Source organism: Aldersonia kunmingensis, from assembly GCF_001646865.1.
GTDB lineage: Bacteria > Actinomycetota > Actinomycetes > Mycobacteriales > Mycobacteriaceae > Aldersonia > Aldersonia kunmingensis.
This window is the reverse complement of record NZ_LRRB01000248.1, coordinates 1-7,167: the sequence shown is the minus strand read 5'-3', so window position 1 is coordinate 7,167 and position 7,167 is coordinate 1. Positions and strand designations below refer to the sequence as shown.

The window sequence follows — 7,167 nt, the reverse complement described above, 5'->3', positions numbered from 1 at the left end:
CCCAATTCCTGAGCAGCGCGGACCTCGATAGTCGACTCTTGGCTGATCTTGGGATAGTCACCGAATCCGAGCCCGGTGCCGAGTGGGATCAATGATGCGAAGCGCACGGAAGGCGAATACCCGACAGGCGAGCGGAGTCTTCCAAATGTGGTACTTGACGGCGTAGTGCCAGTGTCCGAACAGCCACAGCGACAATCCGATTCCGAGGTATAGGAACGGCCAGATTGTGGGTGCGAGCACGACCAGGACGAGGCTCCACAGACTCGAGATGATCAGCAGCCCGCCGAAGAATCGTGCGAGTGCGCCACCGAATGCCCAGATGCCGAGGACAACCAGTGCGAGGAGCGCGAGTGCGCTGACGATGATCATTGTCGATTCACCTCCTCTCGCGCCTCATCTCGTCCACCATTGCCCACATCATCGCGAACACCACCGACACGTTCGGCCAGGTGAGGTGTCACAGTGTCGGCCCTCCCAGGGGTGGCGGTGGCGGTGGGCGCCGGCCGGGTCGGTGGTGTTGCGGCAGGGCGACCACGGCGTTTCGTTGTAAGAATGCCGGTGGGTCGTCGCCAGCGGCGCTGGCGAGCGACTGTGGGCTCACGTGTCGCACGTCGTCGCTTCGGCGATCGACCTCGGTTTCGAAGGCGAGCAATCGTTTTCGCACCTGACTCGGGACGTGCACCGGTTCGGCGAACTCGGTGTCGTGGTCGAGTGTCGTGCGGTGCGGCGCGGTTTCGAGCGCGGAGAGCAGCTGGTCGACATTCCTGGACGCTGTGGGCGCGGTGAGTTCGCCGACGTAGCGTTCGCCGTCGACTGCCTCGGGGTCGCGGCGGTATTCGTGGGCGACCCAGTCGCGGCGGTCCATGCCGATGACTATGACCCTGTCGGGGTCGTCCTCGGTTGCGAAGCGTTCGGTGATGCCGGCATCGAGGGTGTCCTCGATGTCGGCTCGAGCCGCGTATGCGGGATCGTCGCAGCGTGCTTCTTGCGCGGCTCTGGCGCCGAGGGGCTGGACGCCGCCGTCGCCGTCGGGTTCGTATTCGGTTGCGCTGTAGGCGACTCCGTCGACGACGAGGTCCTCACCGATGACGTCGCGGAAGAAGTCGAAGTCGCGTTCCTCAGGCGATGCAGGCACCGAGGGTGCGGTATTCGGCCCGGGGATCGGCGGTGCATGATCGGCGATGAGCGTGGTGAACCTGTCCCGAATGTCGTCCACATTTGCTCCGTTTCGTGACGCGTGGGCCGCGAGTACGGTGTCGATGGTGGCGTCGATCTGGTCGATGCGAATCTGGGAAGCGGCGGCGCTGTCGATGCTGTTGAGGAAGTCGTCGATCGCTTTGGCACGGTGGTTGTCGGTGCTCGCGTCCAGTACGGTGCCGACGGCATCGCGGAGGGCATCAAGCCGGACTTGCTCGGGGTCGCGCCAACGGCTAGTGAGTGTGGCTGCGCCACTGTGAAACAGGACCGCGGCGATGTCCTCGCGTCCAGGGTGGCGTTCGTGGCGCATGGTGTCGAGCGCCTGGTCGGCGCCTTCGAAGACGGCGTTGTCGATCATCGGCCCGTCGCAACCGTGCGTGCGCGCGGTGTCGCAGGCGATGAGGTAGTCGTCGAGCATGGCGGCGATGTCGGGCGGGTCACCGACGACGGTGTCGGTGTGGATCTGCCACGGGTTGGCGTCGAGGACCAGCGTGCGGGCGCACGCGCGCACCGCAGCCAGCGGGTCAAGCGCGCGCGGCCGGTCGATCGTGGCGCGGCGTGCGGGGTCGTGCCATTGGGCCGGATACAGGGCCGCGACGAATACTCGGGCGGAGTCGTCGTCGAGGGAGAGCTGCTGTGGCCACGCGCTATTCACCGCGCGAGACACGGACAGGCCGACCTCGCCGTAGCGGGCACGAATCTCACGCTCATGCGCGGCGGCGGCTGCGGGGTCGTGGGTGGTGCGTCGCGTGCCGATGAGCGTGGTGAGGTGCCAGGTCGCGATGGTGACGACGCGGTCATGGAAGGTCATGCTGGACTTCTTTCCTCGACGGTAGAGCGGTCGGGCAAGGGCGGAAGGTCAGACGCTTGTGCCGGGTCCCAGATCCACGATGCGAGTGTGCTGTTGGCGACGAGGTCAGCGAGTTCACGCTCGTGTGCGTGTCGGTTGTCGGGGTCGGTGATGTAGCAGGCGGTGGCCGGGTCGGTGTCGAGGACGACCAGGCTGGCGAGCAGTTTGTCGCGGGTCATGTTGTAGCGCAAGGTTTTGCGGAACGGCCGCCTTGCGGCGGCGACGGTGTCGAGCACGGTCTTGTCGAACACCGACTCGAACGGGACCCAAGCGTCGGTGGTGGGCATGAGCGCCATCTGGTCGAGAGTGGGAATCCCGGCCGGGGACACCGCGAATGTGGCGGCGGCCACGAGGTGAGTGTGCTCGACGGCCTCCCACAATGCGAGTTCGATGTCGAAAGCCTTGTGCAGGCGGCGATGCAGGTCCTCGGGGAGCAGGAATGGGCAGTCAGGGACGTGTTTGAACACGATCTTGTACCCGAACCGGGCCGGCACGATGGTCTTGACCTCTGCGACGAGCAGGAGGAGTTTGTGCCGTCCTTTGGCGGGTCCGGCGATCCGGCGCAATAGGCTGGCGCGGCGCGCGGCGATCTCGTGTTTGTGGTCGAGGTCGAAGTACTCGGGCACGTACAGCGCGTCGGTGAGGGGCTGGCCTTTGGCGACCTTGTCCTGCGCTGCGTGCAGCATGTCGCGGCGCACGACGCTCCAGTTGCGTTTGCCGGCCGCCGCGGGGTCCCAGCGGGTGAGTCCGGCCTCGTCCCACAGGTAGTGCAGCAACGCGCGGAGCGTGAGTTTGGCGCCGTCGGTGCGGGCGCTGGTGGAATCGGGGTCGGCGGTGGCGGTGGGCGCGGCCCGGCCGGGAGCGCGAGTGAGGGAGAACCCGAGGGTGAGGCGGGTAGCGCCGTCACCGGGCAACAGGGTGATCGCGGTGCCGAGCACCTCCCCGCCCCCGACACTTCCGGCGGCGGATCATACGAGCGGCACCGTGGGTCGTGCTCGGTGCCGGTACCGGGCATGCGTTTGAGGATGTAGGTGCCGTTGATCCGCGCCACATACATCGTAGGGCCCGGCGCACTCGAACTGGTCCCGTTGCGGCACAGGCAGACTGGTCGCGTATCGGTGCTTCCGGTGGTGCGGTGGGTGTGGGCGAGCAGCGGCTGCAGCCGCTCGGTGTCGTCGGCGTCGACGGTGTGTCCGTCGATCCGGTAGCGCGTCATCGTCGACCTCCGATTGATGGTTGCCGCGAGATGGTGGGCGCAGTCATGCGGGTGAGTCCTCGTCGTCGGGTTGGCGGATCCAACCCCCTGTCGCGTGCGTGTAGGCCCAGAGGTGTCCGTCGAGCCGGACACGGGGATGGCCCTCCCGGTCGCGGTCGAGCAGGTCGACCGCGTCCCCGCGGGCTCGGTATTCGTTCATCGCCGCCGAACTCAGGAACATCGTGTCTCTGCTGGGATGCCCCGGCTGCTCGGCATCGGGTGAGTCGGCAGGAACTGGGTGCAGGCGTGGTGCCGATGCCCGTGGTGGATCGTGCCGGTTCGGTTTCGGTTGTGGTGCTTGCGGTGTGGGACGGTGGTCGAGGTCGGTGGCGAGGAATTCGGACAGTTCGTCGAGGGTGATCGGGGTACGGGGGCTGTGCGCGCAGGTGGTGTCGCTGCAGCGGCTTGTGGTCGACAGTGCGGGGAGGCGGTCGATCAGGGGCCAGAGCCAGTGCCGGTGCCAGGCGGTGAGGTCGTCACGCGCGGGGTCGTGTCCGTCGGATCCGGTCGTGTAGGCGGCGTGATGGGCGGCCATCAGGGCGGTGAGTTCCTCGACAATGACGCCGTGCCGGTACCAGCACGGCGGAATGGTGTGGCCGAGCTGATACCGCGCACGTAGCCAGGTCACCCAGTCGGTGAGCTCGCCCCACAACACCCGCGCCTGCTCGCGGTCGAGGTGACGCCACGCATACCGCGACCACCCGTAATCCGGACTTGCACTGCCGGTGTCGGGCCAGCTCGGGGTGCCCGCGGCGGCATCGACCGGCCACGCAGTCTGTGGTGTCGGTTCGGTGGTGCTCATGTGCTGGTCGCTTCGGTGGTGAGTTCGCCGCTGCTGATGCGGTACCGCGCGGGGACGGGGGTGCGGCGAGCGACGATGGCATCGAATTCGTTCAGTGCCGCGGTGACGGTGCGGCGGTGGCGGCGCTGTGTCCACACGGTGGGCACGTGCAGTTGGATGGGGGCGGCGTTGCGGTACAACAACAGTGCCTGGTCGTCGCCCATGCGGCGGATCGCGGCGCCGCTCATGATCGGGCGCTGCTGCGCCTGATAGGAATTCCCGCCGCGGCTGTGGCTGACCTGCCAGTGTTCGCGGTCCCCGATCAACCTCGATAGGGAGGCGAGTTCGTCCTCGCCGTGCAGGCCGGGCAGGATGATCGCGGCCGGTGCGGAGGTGAACAGCATCCGCCCGCCCGCGCGGCCCCACCGCAGTTCGTTCTGTTCCTGGTTGTGCGCAAAACACCACAGGTTGATGCCGCGCCCTCCGGTATCGGTCATCTTCGACGGCAGCTCCGGTAGCGGGGCGACGTTGTTCATCTCATCGAGCACGAACCGCGCCGGCGGATCCAGACGCCCGCCCGGGCGGGTCTGGGAGTCCTTGCGCAAATAATGTTCGGCTTCGTGCGCCAGCGCGGCGACGAACGGCGCCATCGACCGGCTCGTGCCCTCGGACACCAGGTACAGCGTGTTCGCCCCACCGGTCACCATCGCCTCCACGTCGAGCGATGCGGGTAGCGGGACGTCGACGGCGGCAAGGAGTTTCGGGGAGGCGAGGGGTTCTAGCAGTCGTGCGCACGCCGAGACCACGTCGCCGGTGGAGTTGGATTTGTTGCCGAGCGTTTCGTCGAGTTCGGCGGCCCAGTCCGGGCGTATCCCTTTGAGGATGTCGCGCGCCTCGGTGGACGTGCGGGAGTTGATCCAGATCCGCACGTCGCGCACCGAGCGAGCATCCAGGGCAGCCGCGTGCAGGTAGCAGCGCAACAGGGTCGCGGCCTTACCCTCGAAATAGCCGGTGTTCCTGGCGCCCTCGATCGGCATCGCCGCCGCGAGAGCCGCCGCGCGGCGAATGGCGGTGTCGGGGTCGGTGCAGCCGGCCAGGATCGACCAGCGCAGCCGATCCGGCCAGCCGGTGATGTTCTCCGGGTCGAACACCCCGATCTCCCCACACTGCGCGCGGGTGGTGAGCGTGGCCGCCAGCACATCACGCGACTTGGTGGTCGTGGCGAGGCAGAACCCCGGGGCGTCGACGACGAGCTGGTAGGCGAAGCGCCACGTCTTCCCGGAGCCGGTGGGACCGTGCACCAGCACACCGTCGCGGTGCTGCAGGAACACCCGATGCCGCCGCGCCCCATCCAAAGCGCCGACGTCGACGGCGACCCGGCGCGCGAACGTGCCCGGCGCCATAATCCTTCGCAGCCGATCCGCGGCCCAACCACGCCTCGACGACGGCGCCATGCCGGGGCGGGTCGTGGCCGATCGTGCACGCGACATCCCGTGGTCTGCAGCGGTGGCGATCACAGCGCTCCCCTCCCTGGGTGTCCGCGGCGGTGCTGACCCTGGTGTGCGTGGACGGCGAGGATCGGGAACTCGCGCACCGATTTCCCGGTGGCGGCGCGGGCGGACAGTCCGCTGGCCCGCAGCAGGGCAGGTCCGGCAAGACCGCGAGCGTGGGCACCGGTGTGCGTCGCGATCGCGGCGCACAGCCACGCCAGCACCACCACTTCCGTGACGAACACGACCACCACTGCGCCATAGAGCAGTGGCGCCGGGCCGGGGACCGGGTGGTGCGACCAGCTCGACGCCGGGTCGGCCGGAGTGTGCAACCACCCCGCGAGATCCATACCGGTGGTGGGTGACCATCCGTGCCCCGCCAGCACCCCGGAGACACCGGGGCCCGCCCACACCGCGACCACCGCCGCAATGATCGCGCCGACACCGAAGACGGTGGAGGCCCGCAGGATCGGCGCCGGCTGACCCACCGCCCCGTCGGGGGCGCTCATCGCGCCCTCGCTGGTCCGGTGACGACGCGGTGTCGATGCTGGTGACTCATCAGCGGATCTCCCTGTCTGGGAATGGATGTGATCAGGTGCGGTGGCCAAGGATGGCGCTGTCGGTGTTGGTGAGAGTGGCTTCGATGTCGGAGCGGATGTGGCGCAGCAGGATCGGGTCCTCGGACCCGACCTTCAACAGGGCTTCCCCGCGCCCTAGGGACATGAGGGTTTCGACGGATCCGGTGGGGAGGTCCCACATGTGTGCGCACTCCTGCGCGTCCACGGCGCGTTCCTGCCCGAACAGGTAGACGATGCTGGATTCGCGCATCAACGCCCGCGCCGGCGAGTCGGGTGGGAAGTCGGCTAGGTGGTGAAACGCCGTCCACGTCGACAGGCCGGTGCCGCGGGAGAGTTTCATGTTGGCGCGCACCAGTTTCCCGGTGGAGCCGTCGGCGATGTGCCAACCCTCCTCGATGCCGAGCACCGTTTGCCGGTGGGCGCGGGAGCGGTCGGCGAGCAGGTTGGCCAGCCACGTGTTCATCACCGTCATCACGATCCGCAACGCATGCCCGTCCTCGGGGAGCGCGGAGATGTCGGTGTGCACGAACGGATGCTCGAGCGCGGCACGGACGTCCGCACTCGTGGGCCCGTCAACCAGGCCCGAGAGTTCGTCCTCGGCCAGGCGCTTCAAGGCGAGGCCGCAGTCCCGTCCCCAACGCTCGTATTCGGGGGCGTAGGCACCGAACGGGTCCCCGTCGCCGGGTTGGGGGTCGAGCAGTCGCCGCCACAGATGCGCGATGGTCGGGTCGTACCCGGCATCGCGGGCCTCGCCGGTGACCAGTTCGAGGCTGCGGGCGATGGCGGCGTGGTCGGTTTCGGACAGGCCCCGCTGCATCATGGTGTCCACCAGCACGGCCTTGACCAGGGCGAGTTGCCCGGCGGGGCGTTCGTCGGTGTCGCGTTCGTCCAGACGGAGCGCGATCACGGGATCGAGCAGGTTGATCCGGGCCCCACCACTGCGGTGTCCGGCGCGGAATCGCAAGCTGTTGGCGCGCAACAGGCTCGCCATGTGCGAGTACTCGCCGAGACCTTCC

At 68.1% G+C, this 7,167-nt stretch carries 6 protein-coding genes and 1 pseudogene; all 7 read right to left on the bottom strand.

Annotation, left to right across the window (positions count from 1 at the left end; translation table 11 throughout):
- Positions 1 to 57 precede the first annotated feature (57 nt).
- The gene (locus A8G08_RS19180) at positions 58 to 369 is read right to left on the bottom strand and encodes a hypothetical protein (protein ID WP_084436545.1); all 312 of its coding nucleotides are present in this window, start codon (positions 367 to 369) and stop codon (positions 58 to 60) included.
- A gap of 88 nt (positions 370 to 457) precedes the next feature.
- Positions 458 to 2,008: a hypothetical protein gene (locus A8G08_RS19175; protein ID WP_068277748.1), complete on the bottom strand. Its 1,551-nt coding sequence runs from the start codon at positions 2,006 to 2,008 to the stop codon at positions 458 to 460.
- Positions 2,005 to 3,263 (bottom strand): annotated as a pseudogene (locus A8G08_RS19170) (DUF1173 family protein). Before A8G08_RS19170 ends, A8G08_RS19175 begins: the two are co-directional and overlap by 4 nt.
- A 43-nt stretch (positions 3,264 to 3,306) precedes the next feature.
- A complete protein-coding gene (locus A8G08_RS19165; protein ID WP_068277745.1) occupies positions 3,307 to 4,104 on the bottom strand; it encodes a hypothetical protein in 798 nt (265 codons plus the stop codon).
- A complete protein-coding gene (locus A8G08_RS19160; RefSeq protein ID WP_169823334.1) occupies positions 4,101 to 5,600 on the bottom strand; it encodes a type IV secretory system conjugative DNA transfer family protein in 1,500 nt (499 codons plus the stop codon). The genes A8G08_RS19165 and A8G08_RS19160 overlap by 4 nt, the downstream gene beginning before the upstream one ends.
- Positions 5,597 to 6,082: a hypothetical protein gene (locus A8G08_RS27590; RefSeq protein ID WP_068277729.1), complete on the bottom strand. Its 486-nt coding sequence runs from the start codon at positions 6,080 to 6,082 to the stop codon at positions 5,597 to 5,599. The genes A8G08_RS19160 and A8G08_RS27590 overlap by 4 nt, the downstream gene beginning before the upstream one ends.
- 82 nt (positions 6,083 to 6,164) lie before the next feature.
- Positions 6,165 to 7,167, bottom strand: a 1,003-nt coding sequence (locus tag A8G08_RS27585) for an ATP/GTP-binding protein (protein WP_068277726.1), incomplete at its 5' end; no start/stop codon positions are given.

Bases quoted from the DNA above. Each gene is read 5' to 3' on its own strand.
- A8G08_RS19180 (WP_084436545.1), bottom strand. From the start codon at position 369: ATGATCATCGTCAGCGCACTCGCGCTCCTCGCACTGGTTGTCCTCGGC.
- A8G08_RS19175 (WP_068277748.1), bottom strand. From the start codon at position 2,008: ATGACCTTCCATGACCGCGTCGTCACCATCGCGACCTGGCACCTCACC.
- A8G08_RS19165 (WP_068277745.1), bottom strand. From the start codon at position 4,104: ATGAGCACCACCGAACCGACACCACAGACTGCGTGGCCGGTCGATGCC.
- A8G08_RS27590 (WP_068277729.1), bottom strand. From the start codon at position 6,082: ATGAGCGCCCCCGACGGGGCGGTGGGTCAGCCGGCGCCGATCCTGCGG.